21 protein-coding genes are annotated in these 20,627 nt (G+C 62.9%); 3 read left to right on the forward strand and 18 right to left on the reverse strand.

Annotated features, from left to right (window positions below):
• Positions 1-136: 136 nt before the first annotated feature.
• Positions 137-1,714 carry a lysine--tRNA ligase gene (gene lysS, locus HMPREF2724_RS03155; protein ID WP_070587120.1) on the reverse strand — a complete coding sequence of 526 codons (1,578 nt, stop codon included), beginning with the start codon at positions 1,712-1,714 and terminating at the stop codon, positions 137-139.
• A gap of 165 nt (positions 1,715-1,879) precedes the next feature.
• Here lysS and HMPREF2724_RS03160 point away from each other — a divergent pair, with 165 nt between their 5' ends.
• Entirely contained in the window at positions 1,880-3,970 is a 2,091-nt protein-coding gene (locus tag HMPREF2724_RS03160) for a PhoX family protein (RefSeq protein ID WP_070587122.1), read from the forward strand.
• A gap of 351 nt (positions 3,971-4,321) precedes the next feature.
• On the opposite strand, the gene HMPREF2724_RS03165 is transcribed toward HMPREF2724_RS03160, so the two are convergent.
• The 14 genes from HMPREF2724_RS03165 to dacB all read right to left on the reverse strand — a co-directional run bounded on the left by HMPREF2724_RS03165 (position 4,322) and on the right by dacB (position 15,888).
• The gene (locus tag HMPREF2724_RS03165) at positions 4,322-5,236 is read right to left on the reverse strand and encodes a 2-dehydropantoate 2-reductase (protein ID WP_070587125.1); all 915 of its coding nucleotides are present in this window, start codon (positions 5,234-5,236) and stop codon (positions 4,322-4,324) included.
• 10 nt (positions 5,237-5,246) lie between these two features.
• Positions 5,247-6,014 carry a pantoate--beta-alanine ligase gene (locus HMPREF2724_RS03170; protein ID WP_070432306.1) on the reverse strand — a complete coding sequence of 256 codons (768 nt, stop codon included), beginning with the start codon at positions 6,012-6,014 and terminating at the stop codon, positions 5,247-5,249.
• The gene (locus HMPREF2724_RS13090; protein ID WP_246818194.1) at positions 6,011-6,238 is read right to left on the reverse strand and encodes a 6PGD fold domain-containing protein; all 228 of its coding nucleotides are present in this window, start codon (positions 6,236-6,238) and stop codon (positions 6,011-6,013) included. Before HMPREF2724_RS13090 ends, HMPREF2724_RS03170 begins: the two co-directional genes overlap by 4 nt.
• Before the next feature lie 109 nt (positions 6,239-6,347).
• A complete protein-coding gene (locus tag HMPREF2724_RS13095; RefSeq protein ID WP_246818195.1) occupies positions 6,348-6,683 on the reverse strand; it encodes a Rossmann-fold NAD(P)-binding domain-containing protein in 336 nt (111 codons plus the stop codon).
• Entirely contained in the window at positions 6,684-7,811 is a 1,128-nt protein-coding gene (locus HMPREF2724_RS03180) for a DUF6779 domain-containing protein (RefSeq protein ID WP_061924711.1), read from the reverse strand.
• Positions 7,812-7,848: 37 nt separating this feature from the next.
• Positions 7,849-8,313 carry a DUF3180 domain-containing protein gene (locus HMPREF2724_RS03185; protein ID WP_061924713.1) on the reverse strand — a complete coding sequence of 155 codons (465 nt, stop codon included), beginning with the start codon at positions 8,311-8,313 and terminating at the stop codon, positions 7,849-7,851.
• A complete protein-coding gene (folK, locus tag HMPREF2724_RS03190; RefSeq protein ID WP_070587129.1) occupies positions 8,310-8,777 on the reverse strand; it encodes a 2-amino-4-hydroxy-6-hydroxymethyldihydropteridine diphosphokinase in 468 nt (155 codons plus the stop codon). Before folK ends, HMPREF2724_RS03185 begins: the two co-directional genes overlap by 4 nt.
• Before the next feature lie 2 nt (positions 8,778-8,779).
• The gene (gene folB / locus HMPREF2724_RS03195; protein ID WP_061924717.1) at positions 8,780-9,154 is read right to left on the reverse strand and encodes a dihydroneopterin aldolase; all 375 of its coding nucleotides are present in this window, start codon (positions 9,152-9,154) and stop codon (positions 8,780-8,782) included.
• Positions 9,154-10,065 (reverse strand): dihydropteroate synthase, encoded by a 912-nt coding sequence (gene folP, locus HMPREF2724_RS03200; RefSeq protein ID WP_070455259.1) that lies wholly within the window; start codon positions 10,063-10,065, stop codon positions 9,154-9,156. The genes folB and folP overlap by 1 nt, the downstream gene beginning before the upstream one ends.
• Positions 10,066-10,067: 2 nt before the next feature.
• The gene (gene folE / locus HMPREF2724_RS03205; RefSeq protein ID WP_062037128.1) at positions 10,068-10,658 is read right to left on the reverse strand and encodes a GTP cyclohydrolase I FolE; all 591 of its coding nucleotides are present in this window, start codon (positions 10,656-10,658) and stop codon (positions 10,068-10,070) included.
• A complete protein-coding gene (ftsH, locus tag HMPREF2724_RS03210; protein ID WP_070587133.1) occupies positions 10,648-12,990 on the reverse strand; it encodes an ATP-dependent zinc metalloprotease FtsH in 2,343 nt (780 codons plus the stop codon). The genes folE and ftsH overlap by 11 nt, the downstream gene beginning before the upstream one ends.
• A 26-nt stretch (positions 12,991-13,016) precedes the next feature.
• Positions 13,017-13,604: a hypoxanthine phosphoribosyltransferase gene (hpt, locus tag HMPREF2724_RS03215; protein ID WP_061924728.1), complete on the reverse strand. Its 588-nt coding sequence runs from the start codon at positions 13,602-13,604 to the stop codon at positions 13,017-13,019.
• 12 nt (positions 13,605-13,616) lie between these two features.
• A complete protein-coding gene (gene tilS / locus HMPREF2724_RS03220) occupies positions 13,617-14,624 on the reverse strand; it encodes a tRNA lysidine(34) synthetase TilS (RefSeq protein ID WP_070455262.1) in 1,008 nt (335 codons plus the stop codon).
• Complete coding sequence (gene dacB / locus HMPREF2724_RS03225) at positions 14,614-15,888, reverse strand: D-alanyl-D-alanine carboxypeptidase/D-alanyl-D-alanine endopeptidase (protein ID WP_070455264.1); 1,275 nt, start codon at positions 15,886-15,888, stop codon at positions 14,614-14,616. Before dacB ends, tilS begins: the two co-directional genes overlap by 11 nt.
• A gap of 116 nt (positions 15,889-16,004) precedes the next feature.
• On the opposite strand from dacB, the gene HMPREF2724_RS03230 reads away from it, so the two are divergent.
• Together HMPREF2724_RS03230 and HMPREF2724_RS03235 are read left to right on the forward strand one after the other, a co-directional pair.
• Positions 16,005-16,478, forward strand: a complete 474-nt coding sequence (locus HMPREF2724_RS03230; protein WP_062037114.1) for an inorganic diphosphatase — start codon at positions 16,005-16,007, stop codon at positions 16,476-16,478.
• A 195-nt stretch (positions 16,479-16,673) separates the two neighbouring features.
• Positions 16,674-17,507: an endonuclease domain-containing protein gene (locus HMPREF2724_RS03235; protein ID WP_070455266.1), complete on the forward strand. Its 834-nt coding sequence runs from the start codon at positions 16,674-16,676 to the stop codon at positions 17,505-17,507.
• Positions 17,508-17,522: 15 nt separating this feature from the next.
• Here HMPREF2724_RS03235 and HMPREF2724_RS03240 read toward each other — a convergent pair whose 3' ends face one another.
• The 3 genes from HMPREF2724_RS03240 to HMPREF2724_RS03250 are packed head-to-tail and all read right to left on the reverse strand — an operon-like array spanning position 17,523 to position 20,535.
• Positions 17,523-18,455, reverse strand: a complete 933-nt coding sequence (locus HMPREF2724_RS03240) for a S41 family peptidase (RefSeq protein ID WP_070455268.1) — start codon at positions 18,453-18,455, stop codon at positions 17,523-17,525.
• Positions 18,452-19,852: an FtsX-like permease family protein gene (locus tag HMPREF2724_RS03245; RefSeq protein ID WP_070587137.1), complete on the reverse strand. Its 1,401-nt coding sequence runs from the start codon at positions 19,850-19,852 to the stop codon at positions 18,452-18,454. Before HMPREF2724_RS03245 ends, HMPREF2724_RS03240 begins: the two co-directional genes overlap by 4 nt.
• On the reverse strand, positions 19,849-20,535 hold the full coding sequence (locus tag HMPREF2724_RS03250; protein ID WP_070587140.1) for an ABC transporter ATP-binding protein: 687 nt from the start codon (positions 20,533-20,535) through the stop codon (positions 19,849-19,851). Before HMPREF2724_RS03250 ends, HMPREF2724_RS03245 begins: the two co-directional genes overlap by 4 nt.
• Positions 20,536-20,627 lie beyond the last annotated feature (92 nt).

Below are 20,627 nucleotides of genomic sequence, written 5' to 3' on the forward strand. Positions count from 1 at the left end.
TCGCTGCAGCTTAGAGGTCGTGGCTTATGCAGACGACCTCACCGGATTCTACCCCGACGGAAAACACTCGAATTTTGTGATTTTCTATCGGGGCGAGCTGGAATCCGCAGCCGAGATTCCAGCCTGCTAAAGCCGTCTACTTTTCCGGTTTCACGATTGGGAAGAGAACCGTCTCGCGGATGCCCAGGCCGGTAAGTGCCATGAGCAGGCGGTCCATGCCCATGCCGGTACCGGCTGTTGGAGGCATACCCTGCTCCATGGCGGCCAGGAAGTCCTCGTCGAGAACCATGGCTTCATCGTCGCCGCCGGCGGCCAGGCGGGCCTGATCCTCGAAACGCTCGCGCTGGATAACCGGGTCCACCAGCTCGGAATAGCCGGTGGCCAACTCGAAGCCGCGGACGTAGAGATCCCACTTCTCGGTAACGCCCGGGATGGAGCGGTGCTGACGAGTCAGCGGGGAGGTCTCAACCGGGAAGTTCTTGACAAAGATTGGGCCCTCGAGCTGGTCCTCGCACAGGACTTCCCAAATCTCCTCGACCAGCTTGCCGTGGCCCCAACCGCCGTTCTTTGGAACGTCCAGGCCGATGACCTTGGCAATCTCCTTGAGCTCTTCCACGGTGGAGTCGATGGTGACCTCCGGCTGGCCCGGGAACTTGCGGGCAAGCGCCTCGTTCAGGGATGGGTACATCTCGATCTCCGGCCATTCCTCGCCGCCGAAGTCATACTCGGTGCCATCAGCCAGGGTAACCTTGTGGGAGCCGAAAACGGCCTCGGCCACAGCCTGGATGGACTCGCGGGTGGTGCGAGCACAATCGTTGTAATCGCCCCAGGCCGCGTAGGTCTCTAGCATGGCGAACTCCGGAGAGTGGGAGCGGTCGACGCCCTCGTTACGGAAGTTGCGATTGATCTCGAAGACGCGGTCGATGCCGCCAACGACGGCGCGCTTCAAGTACAACTCCGGCGCAATGCGCAGGTAAAGGTCGATGTCGAGAGCGTTGGAGTGGGTCACGAACGGGCGAGCTGCCGCGCCACCGTGCAAGGTCTGCAGCATCGGGGTCTCGATCTCGACGAAGCCCTGATCCTCCATGTAGTTACGCAGCGCGCGCATGACCTTCACGCGGGTCATCGCGTTCTTGCGAGCCTCCTCGCGCACGATGAGATCGTTGTAGCGCTGGCGCACGCGGGTCTCTTCATTCATGTCCGCGAAGGAAACGGGCAGCGGGCGCAGGGACTTCGCCGCCATGGTCCACTTGGTGGCCATGATGGAAAGCTCGCCGCGGCGCGAAGCGATGACGCGGCCGCGCACGGAGATGAAGTCTCCCAAGTCAACGTCAGACTTCCAGGCAGCCAGCTGATCTTCGCCGACCTCGGCCAAAGAAAGCATGGCCTGTACCTGGGTACCGTCACCGTCCTGCAAGGTGGCAAAGCAAAGTTTGCCGGTGTTGCGCATGAAGATAAGGCGGCCGACGATAGCGTGCTCGACCTCGGTCTCGTCGCCTGCGTGCAGGTAGGTTACGTCGGCTTCCTGGCCCGGCTCTTGGTCTTCTGCCAGGACCTGGAACTTGTGGCGAAGGTCCTTCATGGCAATGGTGCGGTCCACGGTGACCGGGTATGCCTCGGTGCCTTCAGCCAGCAGGCGCTCGCGCTTTTCGCGGCGAATGCGCAGCTGCTCAGGGACGTCGTTTACTTCGGGGGTATTCTTCTGCTCGCTCACGATTGTCTAGGGTAGTCGATCCCCTTGAGACAGTGCGATCTCGTACCCGTTTAACGAGTGTTCATTCAAATGACATTCCGATTACACAGGCTGTAAATGCAGATGTGCTTATATAAGCTCCGGAAAACCTCATGACTTAAAACATGAAATCAGGAGCATCACATAATGGCACTCAAAGGCCTTAACCTCTTTACTTCCTCGCGTTCCTCGCTGACCTGCACCTACAAGTGCGGCAACGCCTGCTTGGGCGAATGCGATAACCCTTCCAACAACTCCTACTTCGGTGACCGTTTCACCACCCCGCTTTCTCGCCGTACCGCACTGCGCGCGGGCGGCCTCAGCGTGGTTGCAGTAGGCGGTTCGGCAGCCCTGGCCGCCTGCTCTGGCGACGGCGCGGGCCCGGGTGACTCCGAGGGCAACGCAGGCGCCGGCAAGACTACCGATGCCAAGGTCGAGCTCACCTCTGCAGAGGGCATGCAGTTCGATGCGGTCCAGCCAAACACCAAGGACGAGGTCGTTGTACCGAAGGGCTACGAGCAGTCAGTGCTCATCGCCTGGGGTGACCCGGTGATTGAGGGGGCACCGGAATTCGACGTCGATAAGCAAACTGCGGAAGCTGCGAAAAAGCAGTTCGGCTTCAACAATGACTTCGCGGGCCTCATCGAGCACCCGGACAACCCGGAGCGTCTGGTCTACATGTGCTCCCACGAGTACACCACCGAGCCGATGATGTTCCCGGATTATGACCCGGAGAACCCCACCGAAGAGCAGGTCAAGATCGGCTGGGCTGGCCACGGCCACACCATCCTGGAGGTCTCCAAGGTTGGCGATACCGGCGAGCTCAAGCGCGAGTTCGGCCCGCTAAACCGCCGCATTACTGCAACTACCCCGTTCCAGCTGGTTGGCCCTGCTAAGGGCAGCGACCTGGTCAAGACCAAGGCCGATCCAAAGGGTGAGACCGTAAGCGGCACGCTGAACAACTGCTCCGGCGGCGTGACCCCATGGAACACCATGCTGTCTGGCGAGGAGAACTTTGACCAGTACTTCGCTGCTGGCGATATCAAGGACGAGAAGGCAAAGAAGTCGCTGGAGCGCTTCGGTATTGAGGACAAGGAAACCGCCCGCAAGTGGGAGCGCTTCGACGACCGCTTCGACTGCTCCAAGGAGCCAAACGAGCCAAACCGCTTCGGCTGGATCGTTGAGATTAACCCGCTGGACCCAACCTCTACTCCGGTCAAGCACACCGCGCTGGGCCGCTTCAAGCACGAGGCAGGCAACATCCACATCGCTGATGACGGCACCGTGGTCTGCTACTCCGGCGATGACTCCCGCTTCGAATACATCTACAAGTTCATCTCCACCAAGAAGTACGAAGAGGGCAACATCGAGCACAACCTCTCCATCCTGGACCACGGCACCCTGTACGTCGCCGTGATGGAGGGCAACTCCCCTGAGGACGAAATCGACGGCTCGGGCGTTCTGCCTGAGGACGGCGCCTTCGACGGCAAGGGCAAGTGGGTCAAGCTGCTGACCTCTGACACGGAGAACAACAAGTTTGAATCTCACGTTGATGGCTTCAGCGCGGAAGAGGTTGCGATCTTTACCCGTGAAGCTGCTGACAAGGTGGGGGCTACCAAGATGGACCGCCCTGAGGACATCCAGGTCCACCCGGATTCCCACAAGGTCTACGTGGCGCTGACCAATAACTCCTACCGCGGCGCTACCGGCGAGAACGCCAAGAAGAACAAGGAAGATGCCAAGGAATGGGCTCCAGTCAAGGAGAACAAGAACGGCATGGTCATGGAAATTGATGATGACCACGTCGGCGAGTCCTTCACCTGGAACCTCTTCTTGGTTTGCGGCGACCCGAATGAAGCCAACACCTACTTCGGCGGTTTCGATAAGTCCAAGGTCTCCCCGATTTCCTGCCCGGACAACCTGGCCTTCGACAACCACGGCAACCTGTGGATTACCACTGACGGCAACGCACTGGACAGCAACGACGGCCTCTATGCGGTCACCACCAGCGGCGATACCCGCGGTGAGCTGAAGTGCTTCCTCACGGTTCCGGCCGGCGCAGAGACCTGTGGCCCAATCGTTGACGACGACCGCGTCATGGTCAACGTCCAGCACCCGGGCGAGGCTGACGACGCCACCTTCGACGCCGCGACCTCCCACTGGCCTGACGGTGGCAAGACCACCCCGCGCCCGGCCGTGGTTGTGGTATGGAAAGACGGCAAGATTGGCGTTAACTAGCTCGCTCTCCTTTTCGCCGCTCGCCTTTGGCCGCTGCCTAGTCATTTGGCCACCACCTCACCATTTGGCTGCTGCCTAACTAAATGGTGAGGACCAAATGGTGAGGTCACCCAACAATAATCACACTGGCCAACACAGGCCTCAGTGGTTACGGGGTGACCTCACCATTTGCATTTGTGGCGCGCACTACCTCGCCGCTACTCCACCACTTTCCATTTACCCAGGCCTGGATACCAAGACCTCAAGGTCGCGGTCCGGGCGCGAAAAATGACAGCGCACCGCGAACAGGAGGTCTGGGTTTCCAGGGGTGCAGTTCCAGGCCTGGGTGTTTGCTCAGTGAGGGCGGGCGCGCTAGTTGCGGAGCTGGGCCTCCAACACGTCCTGAGCAAAGTCGAAGAGCGGGGTCGCAACTCCAGCGCGCTGGCCCATCCGGCGAATGGCGCCGACCTGGGCATCGAGCTCGTTGGGCAAACGGTCCTTGATATCACGCTGCATTGATGTCGTGGCCTGCGGATACTGTTCGCGGGCGAAACCCATCGTCTGCTCCACCACGTTATTCGGCAGCGCGACCTCCAACGCTCGAGCGACGGTCTCGACCTCGCGCATGAAGGCCTCCAACTGCCCCGGGATTTCGTCGATGAGGTAACCAATCGGCCGGTCAACCAATGCGCCCAAAGTGCCCGTGGTGGTTACGAACATGGCCTTGGCCCACACATCGACCAATGGTTCCGCATGATATTTGCCCCGCGCGCCGGCTTCGTTCAAGGCAGCGGCCAACTGCTGCCCCACCGGAATCGAGCCCGTCATCGGGCCGAATGCCAAGCTCAACGGACCGGGGTTGCGCTTAATCTTCGCCGACCCCAGGCGGGTCGCGAAGACGCGAGCAACACCAGCCAGCACATTTTCCTCACCGAAATGCGCTGCAGCCAAGTACGGAATCTCCACCGAATTATGGGTGGTCACCACGGGAATACCCGTGAGCGATTCCGGATCTGGGCCGAAAGTGTCATTCCCCGGCAGCGCTTTCGTGGCGATAATGGCCACGTCGAGTCCGCCCAATTGCTCAATTAGCTCGGCAAACGTTTCCGCCGCCGGTGGGGAGGGGATGAAGGTTTCGTTATCAGAGGCGTCGATAAGCGTGAGCCCCGAGCGCAGGGCTTCCAGGGTCTTGCCGCGGGCTACGTAGCCCACCTCGTGGCCTGCCTGCGAAAGAGTGCCGCCAAAGTAACCGCCAATGGCGCCTGCGCCCAGAAATCCAATCTTCATGGGTTCCAGACTAGCTATCTTGGTTCTCCAAATTGCGGAAACCGATACCCAATGGCAGGCCGACGCTATCGATCAGCCGCACCCCGCCGAGTGTGGCCGCGACAAAGAGGCGCGCGTCGCCCTCAGCCGGCGGCTCGCCCAAGTCACGGCTGCGCAGTTCCAAGTACTCCGGTTCCACACCTGCAGCAGCCAGCACCTCGCGCGTTACCTCAAGTACCTTCTCAGCACCAGATTCAGCCGCATAGGCACCCGCGGTCAGCGCCGCCGACAACGCACTAGCTTGCTCGCGAGCCTCCGGCGCCACGTCCGCATTGCGCAGGCTCATCACCACGCCATCAGCCATGCGTACCGCCGGCACGCCCTGGACACGCACGCCCAGGTGCAGGTCGGTGCACGCCTGCTGGGTCGCGACGAGCAGCTCGTAATCCTTCTCGCCCATGACGACGTCGCTTGGCGCAAGCGCACCAATCAGACCAATGATGCGCGTTAGCTCAGCGCTAATGTCCTCCATGCCATGCCACTGCGGCACGATCCGCGTGCGTTCGGGGGCTTGGGGCGCATGCCAGACGACGTCGACTTCGCCAAGCAGCTGTGCATCCTGCAGGTCGGTGAGCGCCACGACGACCACCGCGCCGCGAATCCGGCGGGCGGCCTGCACCAGCGCCAGGTGCCCCGCGTGCACGCCGCGACCAAGGGGAACCAGGACTACGCGGCGGCCGGTCTTGCGGTAGGCGCTGCCCACCATGCGAATGCGTTCGATGTCCTCGACGATGTTCATCGGTTCTCCTCCTGTAGCGCCCACATTTCTAGTTCTTCGCGGCGAAAGACCTCGCCGAATCGCCGGGCCGCTTCGACGAAGGCGCGGCGCATTCCGGGTTCGGTGATGCCCCGATACGCCGCGATGATTTCGGCGCTTTCGGCCGCTTCGAGGGCCTCGGCGCTTTTGACCAGAGTCTCGCTGAAGACGTCCTCGTTCGCGCGCACGGCCAGCTCGGTCATCATCTGGGCATAGTACACGCGGGCGGCAAACGCGGGCCTTTCGCTATCGCTTAGCGACGCCCCGCTGGCTTGGAACTCCCCCAACACCAGCTCGGCGATGGTTTGGCCAAGCTCATCGATGGTCGTGGTGGCCCAGCGGCGCGCATGGCACGGCGCGATGGCGGCGACGACGCAGCCGCGGGGTCTCTAAGGGATCGAGCACCTGCACTCCGCGGGAAAGGCAAGTGTGAAACACGATGAGGCCGTCGTGCACGTAGGTTTCGAGCATGTCGACGGCCTGCTCCAAGCGGGCATCGCCAAGCGCGATGATGAGTGCTTGATAGTCCTGTAGCTCGGTTAGTTCTGTGAGCGGCTCCACGGTGTGGCCGACCATGCGCATCTCCTCAGCGAGAAGCTGGCCGGCTTGTGAGTTTCCGAAGAGCGCGACGCGCATCCGCGGTGCGCGCATTTACTTCTTCTTTTTCATTGCGGCCATGAGCTCGGCCACTGAGACAGAACCCTCGCGTGGCTCGTCGCTACGGCGACGGCCGCGGGATCCTTCCTGCTCCGGCGCGCGGTGCTTATGGCTAGCGTGCTGCGCCGCCCTTGCCTGCTGCGGCTGCGGCTGTGCCTGCTGGCCCTGCTGGCCCTGCTGTGCGCCAGCAGACTGCGCGGCGTTGGCAGCGTGGTGGCCGCTAGCCTGCGCGGACTTGGTCTCTGCCGGCTTGGAGTGGGAGGACTGCTGGCCATCCCAGCGCACGGTCTGGAAGGAAGCGGTGTCGAAAGTCGACTGCGGGGACTTCTGCGGCTGGCCGCCTGGGAAGTGCTGGCTCGGCTTTGCGGAGGCCGGCTTCGCCTGCGGCTGCTGCTGGGCAGTCGCCTGCTGGTTCTGCGGCTGTTGTGCCTGCTGTGCCTGCCCCTGTGCTGGGAAGGTCGGACGTCCAAAGGACTGGCGGGCGCGCTCCTGGGCCTGGCGCTGCGCCTGCTGGGACTGCTGGGCCTGCGCCTGCTGGGACTGCTGAGTCTGCTGGCCGCGCTGCTGGACCTTTTGGGAGATGATGTCATCCAGCGGGTTGTGCTGCGGGGCGCGGGCGCTGGGCTGGGAGCCGAGGCGGCCGGCGACGGCGTCGGCAGTTGGCGCGCCCTTGGAAGCCTGGGTGAAGTTGACCTCTGTCTCGCGGGTCTTTTCCTCAAGCTCCATGATGCGGCGTGCCTCAGCGTGCAGCGCGGCTGGCTCATAGGTGAACTCGCGGCCAGACAGCTCCTCAATCTGGGCGCGGATGGAAGCCAGCTCCCGGCGAATTTCCTCCATAATGTCGGAATCACCCTGGGTTGGCTCGACCTTGCGGGCGCGCTCAGATTCCAGCAGCGCAGCCGATTCCGCGGCCTCACGGCGGTAGCGCACCACCATGAAAAAGCCCAGGACAGCCGCCCACAATGCGGCGATGAGCGCCAGCTTCAAAGCACTAGCAGAGCCCGAAATGAGCATGACCAAGCTGGCGATGACGGCCAAAATCACCAGTGCAATAAGGCCAATCGAGCCGGCGTCTGCTTTCTTGGGGGCGGATTGCTGTGGTTCAGGGGTCGGAGCAGTCATGGAAACCAATTTACAGTCCGATCCTTTAATTAGCCCACTAAGTCTGACCCAGCGCGTCGGGCGGCACCTCACAGTGGCGTTCCAAGACCACGCCAGCCACTGCCATGGCGATGCCGCCGAGGGCGGAAGTCAGCACGCCCGTAAGGTCACTAGCGGCGGCCACCAGCTCATTCGCATGAGGAAGCACATAGACCAACATGCCCAAGTAGCCGCCGCCGACGATGGCGCCGGTCCACGCCGAGGCTTTGCCCACGAGCAGAAACTGCGCGATGGTCATGGGATTGAGCTGCGAGTTATCTAGACCAATACCGTGTTCTTTGCTCTTGGCTTGGCGCACCTTCCACGTCAAAAAGACACACACGGCCGTCACGGCCCACAGGGAAATGGAAACAGTCGCCGGGATGGCCAGCATGGAGCCGTAAAAGCGGGAGGTCAAAATCGCAGCCGCAGCGGCAACGAAGAGCCCTACTCCGACAAGCCAGCCTATCGACGTCCGCTTCATGCCAGCTTCACCTGCTCTACTTCGGCCAGGTCGAGCGCAGCGATGAGGTCTGCAACCGGGGTATCGCCAAGCCGCGCATCTGGGTCCGCAGCCAGCCATGGCACCAGCACGAAGGCGCGCTCGTGGGCATAAGGATGCGGAAGCGTCAGTTCCGGATCGCTAGAGGTCACGCCTTCTACCTGCACGATGTCCACGTCCAGGGTGCGCGGGCCCCAGTGGCGCCCGCGGACGCGCTCGGCGGCCTGCTCAAGGGCCTGGCCGCGGCGCAGCAACTCCACTGGGCTCTCCTCTACGTCCACAATGAGCACCGCGTTAAGGAACTCGTCCTGGTCCGTAACACCCCACGGCGGGGTGGAATAAATGGGCGAGGCCGCCACGGTTTCCGCGGCGAACTCGTCGAAGACCGTCTGCAGCAATGCGCGGCGGTCATCCATGTTGGAGCCAATCGAAAGTACCGCGCGCATCGTCACTTGCCTCCTCGCATGCTCTTTCGCGAGCGACGCGCCACGACGGCGACGTCGGCGAAGGTGCGCGGAATCGGCGCCTTCGGCTTATGAATGGTCACCTCGACCGCATGCAGCAGGTCATAACGCTGCATCACGGTATCGGCCACCTCGTTGGCCACGGTCTCGATGAGATCGCGCGACGGGCCCTCGACGATGTCCGCCGCGACGTCGGCAAGCTCGGCGTAGCTTACGGTGTTCGCAAGGTCATCTGTGGTTGGGAACTCAGTCCAGCAGGTGATGTCCACCAGGAAGGGCTGACCCTCGCGCTTTTCTTCCTCGAAGACACCGTGGTAACCAAAACACTCCAGGCCGGTCAGTTCGATGCGGTCTGCCATTAGCGGTTTCCTTCCTTAGACGCAGCGCCGTTGGTGTAGCTACGGGTGGCGTTTACGCCGCCAGAATAGGCCAAGCCAGCGTTCCACGCGGCGGCGACGTCGACGGCATCGCGGGAGACGCCGACCTCGTGCACGCGCACGCCCCACGCACCCATTTGCGCGGAGATCGCGGTGACAGCGGCGGTGGCGGGATCGGCGAGCACGGGCGAGGCTTCCACGCCGCGGTCCTCGCGGATGGCGGCGAGGAAGCGCTTGCGGGAAGCGCCCACGAGGATCGGAAACTCGCCCTCAAGGAAGCTCGGCAGTGCCTTCAACAACGCCCAGTTATCCTGCGGGGTCTTAGCAAAGCCCAGGCCCGGATCCAGGACGATGTTGTCAGCGCGCACGCCTGCTGCAAGGGCGGCGTCGCTCAGCTGCGCTAGGCGTTCGTGCACGTCGCGCACGACATCGCCGCCATGGTCCGCACTGCCGGCGGCGGAGCCGAACTGTACGGTACGCCAGTGCATCAGACACACGGGCAGCGCGCTATCGACCATCACGGCCAGCATGTCAGGGTCCGCAAGCCCGCCGGAGACATCGTTGATGAGGTCCACGCCCGCGCTTGCCGACGCCGCCGCCACCGACGCACGCATCGTATCCACGGAGGTTTTGATGCCCTCCTCGTGCAGCGCGCGGATGACCGGAACCACGCGGTTTTCCTCGTCCTTCGCGTCCACGCGGACTGCGCCGGGGCGGGTGGATTCGCCGCCAACATCGATGATGTCTGCACCCGCCGCGACCAATTCGCGGGCGTGCTCAATCGCGGCGTCGATGTTGAGCCACCGCCCGCCGTCAGAAAAAGAATCCTCGGTGACGTTCACGATTCCCATGACCAGCGTGCGGCCCGGGACGGTCAAGTCACTGACAGTCATTTCTAGCTCCTAATAAGGCTCATTACCTCAGCGCGGGAAGCGGCATTGGACTTGAAACCGCCGCGGACGGCCGAGGTCGTGGTGGTAGCGCCAGGCTTGCGGATGCCGCGCATGGCCATGCACAGGTGCTCGCATTCGATGACCACGATGACAGATTGCGCGTGGAGGACCTCCACCAGGGCATCGGCAATCTGGGAGGTCAGACGCTCCTGGACTTGCGGACGCTTGGCGTACATATCGGCCAGGCGGGCTAGCTTGGACAGGCCGGTGACCTGGCCGTCTGGGCCCGGGATGTAGCCGATGTGCGCCACGCCGTAGAAAGGCACCAGGTGGTGCTCGCAGGTGGAGTAAATCGGGATATCGCGCACCAAGACCAGTTCTTGGTGCTCCTCGGCGAAGGTCTTGTGCAGGACCTCGGTTGGGTCCGCGTGCAGGCCGGCGAAGACTTCCTTGTAAGCGCGCGCGACTCGGGCTGGCGTCTCCTGCAGGCCCTCGCGGTCGGGGTCCTCCCCTACTGCGATGAGCAACTCGCGGATCGCTGCCTCCGCGCGGGCCTGATCAAATTCGCCCCTGGCGGGGATGTTATTGCTCATCTGAATCCTTGTAGGGACTGGCCTGGCCCTGGTTGCCAGAGCGAGGCGCGTTGTACGGGTTATTGGCACGCTGGTTCTCGCCGAAGCTGGACCACTGGTCGCGGTCAGGCTGCGGCTTGGCGTGGCGGCTGCCGACGCGGGGAATTTCGGGGGTCGGGCGGGCGCTCGGGGCCTGGCCAGCGGGAGGTTCGGGAGCCGGAGCAGGCTGTGCCGGCTTTTCGGCTTGTTTTTCTTCTGGTGCGAAGAAAGTGTTTTTCTCGCTATCGACCTTGTCGCCCGCGTGCTGGCCAAAGTTGAAGCCAATCTCGCCGGTGGGCTGTGGGTCCTGGCCTGCTAGGCGACGCTCGCGTGCCGCACGGGAAGCCTCAACCAAAGTCATGCGCGGTGGCAGCTCCTCGCCGCGTTCCTTGGCCAACTCGGCCGGAGTCTTGACTGGCTCGCGGCCAGCCTGGCGCGGGAAGCGATCGTCCTCGTTCGGGAAGACGTCGAAAGCCGCGCGTGGCTCGATGCCCTCAAAGATGCCCTCCAGGTCGGGGCGACGGAGGGTCTCCTTGTCCAGCAGCATCTCCGCGAGCTTATCCAGGTAGTCGCGGTGCTCCGCCAAGATGTCGTAGGCCTGCTGATGCGCGCGATCCAACAAGTAGCGCATCTGCTCGTCGATGCGGGTAGCCACGTCTTCGGAGTACTCGATGGAACCGCCGCCCATGCCGTAGCCGAATGGGTCGCCCTGCTCCTTGCCGTATTTCACGGTGCCAAGGTCCGGGGAGAAGCCGTACTCGGTCAGCATGGAACGAGCGATCTTGGTGGCGTTTTCAATATCAGAGGAGGCGCCGGTTGTCGGCGCGCCGAACACGAGCTCCTCGGCAGCACGGCCGCCCATGGCAAAGACCAAGCGGGAGAAGAGCTCGTCGCGGGTGTACATGCCCTTGTCGTCTTCCTGCGAGGTCATCGCGTGGCCACCGGTGCGGCCACGGGCCAAGATGGTGACCTTGTAAACGCGCTCAATGTCCTTGAGCGCCCAAGCGGCCAAGGTGTGGCCGCCCTCGTGGTACGCGGTGACCTTCTTCTCGTGCTCGGAGATGATCTTGCCTTGGCGGCGCGGACCGCCGACGACGCGGTCGGTGGCCTCCTCGAGAGCGTCATAAGTAATCACATTGCCGCCAATGCGGGCGGTCAAAAGTGCAGCCTCGTTCAGGACGTTAGCCAGGTCCGCGCCGGACATACCGGCGGTGCGCTTGGCCAGCTGGGCGACGTCGACTTCCTTGGCCAGCGGCTTATCCTTCGCATGCACGCGCAGGATTTGCTCGCGACCGGCCAGGTCCGGGTTCGTGACCGGGATCTGGCGGTCAAAGCGGCCCGGGCGCAGCAGAGCCGGGTCCAGGATGTCTGGGCGGTTGGTGGCCGCGATGAGGATGACGCCCTCGCGGTCGCCGAAGCCGTCCATCTCCACCAGCAGCTGGTTCAGGGTCTGCTCGCGCTCGTCATGTCCGCCGCCGGTGCCGGAGCCACGCTGGCGGCCCACGGCGTCAATCTCGTCGACGAAGATGATGCACGGGCTGTTTTCCTTCGCCTGCTTAAACAGGTCGCGTACGCGGGAAGCACCCACGCCGACGAACATCTCCACGAAGTCCGAGCCGGAGATGGAGAAGAAAGGAACTCCCGCCTCGCCCGCAACGGCGCGGGCCAGCAGCGTCTTACCCGTGCCGGGAGGACCGTAGAGCAAAACGCCGCGCGGAATCTTCGCGCCGAGGGCATGGTAGCGCTCGGGATCATCCAAGAAATCCTTGATTTCCTGCAGCTCGTCCACTGCTTCATCGGCACCAGCCACGTCCTCGAACGTGTTGGTGGGCATGTCCTTGGTCAGCTCCTTGGCCTTGGAGCCGCCGATACCGAACATCCCGCCGCCGTTTTGCTGCATGCGGGACATGAACCAGAACAGGAACGCGAACAGGATGATCATCGGCAACAGGAAGCTGACCATCGAGCCCAGGAAAGATTCCTGGGTGACCTTGGTCTGGTACTTCTCCGCGCCGGAGTCCTTAACAGAGTTAAAGATCTGTTCGCCGGCGCGGGCCGGGTACTTGGCGATGATTTCTTCGACGCCCTCGCGCTCTTCCACCGTCACTGGCTTTTTGAGCTTGAGGCGCAGCTGCTGTTCGCGGTCGTCGATTTGCGCCTCAGCGACGTTTTTGTCCGTCAGCTGCTTGACCGCTACGGATGTCTCCACCTGGACGTAGTTGCGTGCATCGTTGGTAAAGAAGGTGAATGCATAAAGCGCTACGAGTACAAGCGCTGCGATTCCGCCGTAGCGAAGGAGTTTCTTGTTTTTCATTAGTACCTATTTGTACCTAGTAATCCCTATTTGTTGGTGTAGACGTCTGGATGCAAGGTGCCGACGTAAGGCAGGTCGCGGTAACGCTCCGCGTAGTCGAGACCGTAGCCGATGACGAACTCGTTCGGAATATCGAATCCAACATCGAACAGATCGATCTCGGCACGAATGACCTCCGGCTTACGCAGCAAGGTGACCACCTCGAGGGAGCGCGGGTTGCGGCCCTTGAGGTTGCGGATCAGCCAGGACAGGGTGAGGCCAGAGTCGATGATGTCCTCAACGATTAGAACGTCGCGGCCTTCGATGTCGCGGTCAAGGTCCTTCAAGATGCGGACCACGCCGGAAGAGGAGGTGGCGTTGCCGTAGGAAGAAACCGCCATGAACTCCATCTGGGAAGGAATAGACAGCTTGCGCGCGAAGTCCGTCATGAAGAAAACGGCTCCCTTGAGCACGCAAACGAGGATGAGTTCTTCCTCTGCGTCCTTATATTTAGCGGCTACGTTATCCGCCATTTCCTGGATTCGTGCTTGCAGCTCTTCCTCGCCAATGAGGACGGCTTCGACGTCTTTGCCGTAAGCATTTGCTGGGACGTTGAAATCTTTTTTGTCGTGCACGCTTGCGCTCCTTTAGTGACCGGGCAATAGTGCCAGTTTGCCACCAACCCTTCTTACTTCCAACCTCTGCCCCATGATTTTTTGCTCTTTCAGGCTCGGTGCCACGGCCACGCCTCCCTGTCCGTGCCAGTTGGTGCACAGCTTGCCGACGCCGCGCAGCACCTCACGGGTTACTTCCGCCCCCTGCTCATGCAGCCACGCAGCCAGGATACGCCGTCGCACCGGTTCGCTAAGAGCTGCCAACTCCGCAGCGTCGAGGCCTTCGCTTCCCGGTGCCGCGTTGCTTAACGCCGCCTTACTCAACGCCGCGTTACTTAACGCGGCGTCGTCAAGCGCGGCATCCCCCGCCGCCTGGGCGAGTGCGGGCACGGAGTCTCCTCCAATCAGCTGGGAAAGCTGCGGGATAATCTCGCGGCGCAGCGCCACGCGGCGGAAGGAGGTATCGCGGTTTTGCGGGTCATGCCAAACCGCAAGGCCCAGCTCTTCGCAGGCGGCAAGCGTCTGCGCGCGGCGGACCTGCAACAGGGGGCGCACCACGCGCACGCCCTCAATCTCGGCGGCAGGCAGCATGCCGGCGACCTTGCCGCGCAGCGCGCCAAGCAGCAGGGTCTCGGCCTGGTCGTCGGCGGTATGCGCCACGGCCACGGGCAGCCGCGTCGCTCCGGCGAAAGCCTGGTAGCGCGCTAGTCTCGCGGCGGCCTCCAGGGAGCCTCGATCTGCAACCTCCACCTTCAGTACTTCTGCCCGCGCGCCCAAGCTTTCTGCTTGGCCGGCGGCCTTCCCGGCTTGCTCCGCAGAACCCGGCTGCAGGCCATGATCGACGCACAGGGCTTGTACCTCGAAGCCCTCGGCCACCAAGGCCGCGGTCAGTGCCAGAGAATCAGCGCCGCCGGAGAGCCCCACGGCGATGCTTTCTTGTGGCTTTGCCTCCTGCGCCCACTCCACCACCGCGCGGCGGCAGGCCAGAAAGTTTGGCGAAACTCGCGGCCAGAAGGGCTTTGCCGCGTATTTAGAACTCATGCAGCACGCTGGCCAGCGCGTCTTGGGCCTTGCGGGCGGCCAAGATGTCACCGTCGTTGACCAAAAAGGCGAAGGCATAGACGTGGCCGGACTGGCCCTGTGCGGTACCAGCCAGCGCAGAGACGCCGGTCAGCGTGCCAGTCTTGGCGCGAACATAGCCGCGGGCAGGCGAATCGCCGTAGCGTTCGTACAAGGTTCCCTCGCCACCGGCCAGCGGAAGATAGCCCAGCAGGGGGCGCAGGGTGTCGTTCGTAGCGGCGATGTCCATGATGCGCGTCAGCACTGCCGCCGGGATGCGGTTCTCAGTGGACAGCCCGGAGTTGTCCTTAATATTCACGCCGTTTAAGTCGATGTCGTTTTCTTCGAGCACCTCGCGGGTGGCCTCGGTGGCGCCTTGGAAGCTGGCTTCCTTTCCACGGGCCGTGGCCAGCTCGCGGGCAATGGCCTCGGTCATGACGTTGTCGGAATGCTTCGCGGCTTCCTGCGCGCGTTCGGCCAGCGGCGCGGAGTGTACCTCACCGAGCACGACGCCGGCCTGCGGAGCATCGCCTTCCTCGACCTTGTCGGTGCCTAAGCGTTTTGCCAGTGCATGCGCAAGATCCGTGGCCGGGGTGTGGCTACGCGGGACGTCGCCAGTCGTGGCGCCGAGGCGGCCGCCGTAAAGCATCGCGGGCTGCATAGGCGCCACGAAGCCTTCGTCGACATTCTCGGGATCCCAACCCGGCGCCTGTTGCGGGCCTGCCCATGCGGAAGTATCCAGCACCACGCGCTTAGCGTTGCCCACCTGGGCGGCAAGGTCATCGAGTTGTGCGGAGGTCATCCAGACGTCGCCAGCCGCGCGCAGCACAACCGTGCCTTCCTGCTCGCCCTGCAGGACCTGCGTGGTGATCCGTTCGTCCTCGCCGAGCGCCAACGTGGCTGCGGCAAGGGTTAACACCTTGGTGGAAGATGCCGGCGTCAGCGGGCGCTGGGCGTCGCGCTCCCACACCACCTCATCGCTGGTGGTGTCGATGACCTGCGCGCCGAACGTCGCCAACGCGGGGTCCTTGGCCTGGGAATCAAGGCGGGCCTTCAGCGCTTCTAAATCCACATCGCCGGGCTGGGCAACCTGCAAAGGGGTCGCCGGCGTGGGCTGGGAATATGGGGACCCGTGGTCCAAATTGTTGTAGGCGCTCTGGATGTTTACCCCAAGTGCAGCCGTGCCTGCAATGGCAGCGGCCATCACCACGGCCGTGCCCGTCCACCACATATGCTTCGCTTTCATCGCCTTTCACCCTAGCGCGATAATGGGGCACGGTAGACTATTGGCAGCGATTGATGATGCCGAATATTCTCGGCCGCAATCCCCCAGTACCCACAATTTGTATGGAGGAATACGCAGTGAGCGTTGAAGTAACCATCGAGATCCCAAAGGGCTCCCGCAACAAGTACGAGGTTGACCACGAGACCGGCAAGGTTCACCTCGACCGCTACCTGTTCACCCCAATGGCATACCCGGCTGATTACGGTTTCATCGACCACACCCTGGGTGAGGACGGTGACCCGCTCGACGCTCTCGTTATCCTGCCGGAGCCAGTTTTCCCGGGCGTTGTTGTTGAGGCTCGCGTCCTCGGCGTCTTCAAGATGACCGACGAGGCCGGCGGCGACGACAAGCTGCTTTGCGTCATCGATGATCCTCGCTGGGAGCGCTACCAGGACATCAACGATGTTGAGGATTCCATCAAGGACGAGATCGAGCACTTCTTCGTCCACTACAAGGACTTGGAGCCGAACAAGGAAGTTACCGGCTCTGGCTGGGGCGACAAGGCTGAGGCGGAGAAGATCCTCGAAGAGGCTATCGCTCGCTTCAAGTAATTCACGTTTCTAGGGACGTTTCGATCAAATAGGGCTCAAAATCCGAGGGTTTGAGAGGCCTTAGTTGATCGAAACGTCCTTTTTCTTTGTCACCGCGACAACTCCTCGTTCGTGACGTACGATTCGATCAAATAGGGGGCCGAAAACAGCGGTTTCTGGGGGCTTATTTGTTAGAAACGTACTCGTCGGGGGCACATGGAAATTTTCGAGGGACGCGCGGGGACTCGCCGCGCTGCTAAGGGGCAGGCAATCAAGATTTGCCGCGGTCTGTATTTATCTGCGGTGCCAACGCCGCGCGAGCTCGCTGAAGTCGTCTCGCGGCGCTGGCCGGACTCAGCTTTAGACGGCTATTCCGCCGCTCAGCAGTATCTTGGCCAAGAACTGACTTTTCCGCTTCACTTCCTGCGTGCAGGAACGATGGCATCAAGCACGTATTTCCGCAGCCGGCGGGCACGGCCCAAGGCGCTGGGCAGTATGAACGGGGTAAACGTGTGCAGCCCGCTGCAATGCATTGAGGCCATGGCGCAGGAGGATGGCGTGGCCTTCATCGAGGCCTTCTTCGCTGGGCCACACGGGCGCTCGCGCATCGAGACCGAGCAGCTGGACTTTCGCCGCCTGCCCAAGCACACGCGTGAGGTGTTGGAGAAGGCCATCGTCGGGGCGGATAGCAAGCCGGAGCGCGACCTCACCCGGGGCCTTGAACCCCACGTCAAAGTCCGCAACAACGTGCGGGTTGGGCCCTACCGCTGGGACTTGGTGCTAGAGGAACACAAGGTTGCCATCGAGGTGGACGGCTATGCGTATCACAAAGGCGAGAACCGGCAGCGCTTCGAAATCGACCGCCAGAAGCTTAACGACGCCATCCAGCGCGGCTACCTGCCCCTCCACTTCACCGCCGCCACGATTGAGCACCACCTTGACGTCGCTGTGCACCAGGTCCTCGCGGTCATCAAACGGCGGGGCGAGTTCGTTCCTCCGCCGTGGAAGTGGCACCACTACTGGCGGTGGGAAGGCGAGCGTTGCGGCTAGGAAGCCGCAACGTGCTTAGGAGCCACAGCGGGAAGCGAGCCAAGAATCGAGCTCGGATTCCGGGGCATCGGGGGCGATGGGGTCCTCGGCGAATTCCTCGCCGGTGCGCGCCTTGTCCTTGGCCGTGGTGAGCATGAGCGAGCGGCCGTCCGGGTAATCCAGAACCACGTTCGCGGAGGCGTAGCCGGCGGTCGGCTCGCCGAAGGTGCGCACGTTGTCCAGCCCGCGGAAGGCCAGGAGGGTGGCTTCGGCGGAGGAGGCGGTTTCGTCGTCGGTAATCACGGCGACGGGAACCTCAAGTTTGCCGCCCGACGTGGTGGTGGGCGTGCCGCCGCCGGTGACGGAATTGCCGTCGATGACCACGTCAGATGTGCCCATGCGGCTGACGAAGGAGAGCGCGGTGCCATCCGGCAGCAGGGGGCTTAAGCCCGCGTACATCGGGCCCATATCGCCGCCGTCGTTGCCACGCAGATCCACCACGGCGGCACAGGCCTCCGGGTGGGCAGTCAGGCCTTGAGCCAAGGTATCGGCATAGGCCTGGCCATCATCGTGGCGGCCGATAGACGGGACGGTGGCGCGCAGGATGCCGTCCTCGAAGGAAACCGAGGGCTCGGCGTTGTCGATGGCCTTTTCCTTCTCGGTGTTAAAGACCTTGGAGTGCTTGCCGCCGGCGGCATCGATGGCGGCATCGAGGAGTTCGGCGTTCGTGGGGTCCTTTTTGAAAGCCTCGCGGGCGCGCTGGAATTCTTCGCTCTCGCCATAGATTCCGGTGATTGCTGCAGTATCCACCATCGCGGTGTTGATGCGCTTCTCGCTGGCGTTGAAGAGGAAGTAGGACTTACCCAACAACGCCCCGCCATAGGAAGGGCCGAAGAAATACACGGCCGCGAGCACGGCGATGAAGGCAACCAGAAAGAGTCCACCGAAGATTCTCAGTACCGTTTTCATTCTTTTCGCCGTCCCGTGCGCAACACGTAACCGCGGAGAGGCTCCACAATCACGATGGCAAGGAGCGTAACCAGCCAGCCCACTGCCAAGAAGCCGAAGGCCATAAGCAGGCGAGCGCTCACGTCGACGTCGCTTGAATCGACGCTGGAGAAGAACATCAGCGAGGCGATACCGCCACCGAAGAGGAAGCCGAAGAAACTCAAGCCCACCACCGGCCCCATGATCGTCAGGGCGCCGGACCGGAACTGGAAGCCACGCGGCACGCCCATGAGATCCAGGGAGCGGATGAGCTCCTTGTCCTCGAAGATGCCGGAAACCTGCCCCAGGATGATGGACATGGTGGTCAACGTGAAGCCGAAGACGAGGGTTAGTACAACGCCAGTGGAGATGTCCTTGAACACCACGTTCATCCCGGGATCTTCTTTGAGCACCGAGGCCAAGGCATCGGAGCCCAGGGGCGCGGCAACGAGGAAGCCGGCCAGGTAGCCGAAGAAGCCGATGGCAGCGCTGCGCCGCCATGCCGGGCGGGCATTGCCCGCCACGCGCTGGCAGGCCACGAAGTGCGCGGTTCCGGGGAAGAGGGAGAAGACGTGCGCGCCCAGCTGCAGGATGAAAGGCGCGATGAGGTTGATGCTCATCAGCATGCCAAACATGACCACGACGACCATCGCGGTGGGCGGGCCCGCCTTGCCCGTGAGGAACACGCCGCCGACTGCCACGATGATGAGGAAGACGATGGCGCGCCACCAGCGGTAGGCCGCGGGCATCTGGCGTTTGGCCACGCCCAGCGGGCTCACCCGCACGCGGCGCATGCCGTACAGTGCCGCGCCGATGGCCAGGAGGAAAAGCACACCGGCCACGGCTATATATCCCCACCAGGGCAGCAGAATCTCTGTCAGATCAATGGGCCGCATCTGGAAGTCCAGCTGGGTAAAGACCGGTGCGACGAGTAGGCTAATCAGCCCGCCGAGCACGATGCCGATCACCGCCTGGAGGCCGGTTTCCACAATTGCCATGCGCTCCACCTGGCGGGAGCTTAAGCCCAGCAGGCGCAGGGTGGCCAGGCGCTGCTCCCTGCCGGACGCACCCAGGACGGCGGCCTGGGAGGTGAGGTTAAACAGCGCGGGAAGGATGAACGCGCAGGCAAAGAGAGCCAGGGCGAACCAGGGATAAAGGAAGGCCTCCATCTCGTTGCCAAAGGCCTCCTTGAGGGCGGGCGCGGCGTCCTCGACGTGCTGGGCGCGCTCCCAAAACATCCAGGTACCACCCGCAACCAAAAAGGCAATGGCGGAACCGATGGTCAGGCTCACAATCGCCAATAGAGAGACGATGCCCGTGCCCGAGCGCGCGCGAATGGATTCGCGCTGCAGGTCATAGACCAAGGTGGCGGTGTTCATCGAATCACCCCCAGGCGGCGGTCGTCGTGAATGATGCCATCGCGAATCTCCACGCGGCGCTGCATCCAATCGGCCACCTTCGGGTCATGCGTGACCATGACCAGGCTCGCCCCGGCCTGGCGCACGATGGTGGTGAGCATCTGCATGACCTCGTGGCCGGTGGACTGATCCAGCGCACCGGTCGGCTCGTCGGCGAAGACAACGCCTGGGTTCGCCACCAGCGCACGCGCAATGGTCACGCGCTGGGCCTGGCCACCGGAGACCTGCGCCGGGCGGCGGTCCGCCAGGCCACCCAGGCCCAGCTGATCGAGAAGCTCCATCGCGCGCCTGCGGGCCGCACCCCGCCCCATACCGTTAAGCATGGCCGGCAGCGCCACGTTATCCACGTTGCTGAGCTCCGGCAGCAGCTGACCATCCTGGAAGACGAAGCCGAAGTTGCGCAGGCGGGTGCGGGAGCGGGGGGCGTCGGAAAGCGCGGAGAGCTCCTCGTCCCCGTAACGCACGCTACCGTGCGTGGGGGTGAGCACGCCGGACATGCAGTGCAGCAGCGTGGACTTGCCGGAGCCAGACGGCCCCATGACGGCCACGAGCTCGCCCGGTTTAATATCGAGGGAAATTCCGGCGAGCACCGGGCCGCCGCCGAAGTCCTTGGTGATGTCTGTCAGGGAAAGTGTCTGTGCCATGTCTCTCATTCCACCGTGCCGGGCCCGCGGAAAGAACAGCCCTAGCGTTGCTCTTTAAGGTAGTGCCAGCACTACCCCTGTAGTTCGGGGCG

This window comes from Corynebacterium sp. HMSC071F07 (genome assembly GCF_001810285.1).
Taxonomy (GTDB): domain Bacteria; phylum Actinomycetota; class Actinomycetes; order Mycobacteriales; family Mycobacteriaceae; genus Corynebacterium; species Corynebacterium simulans.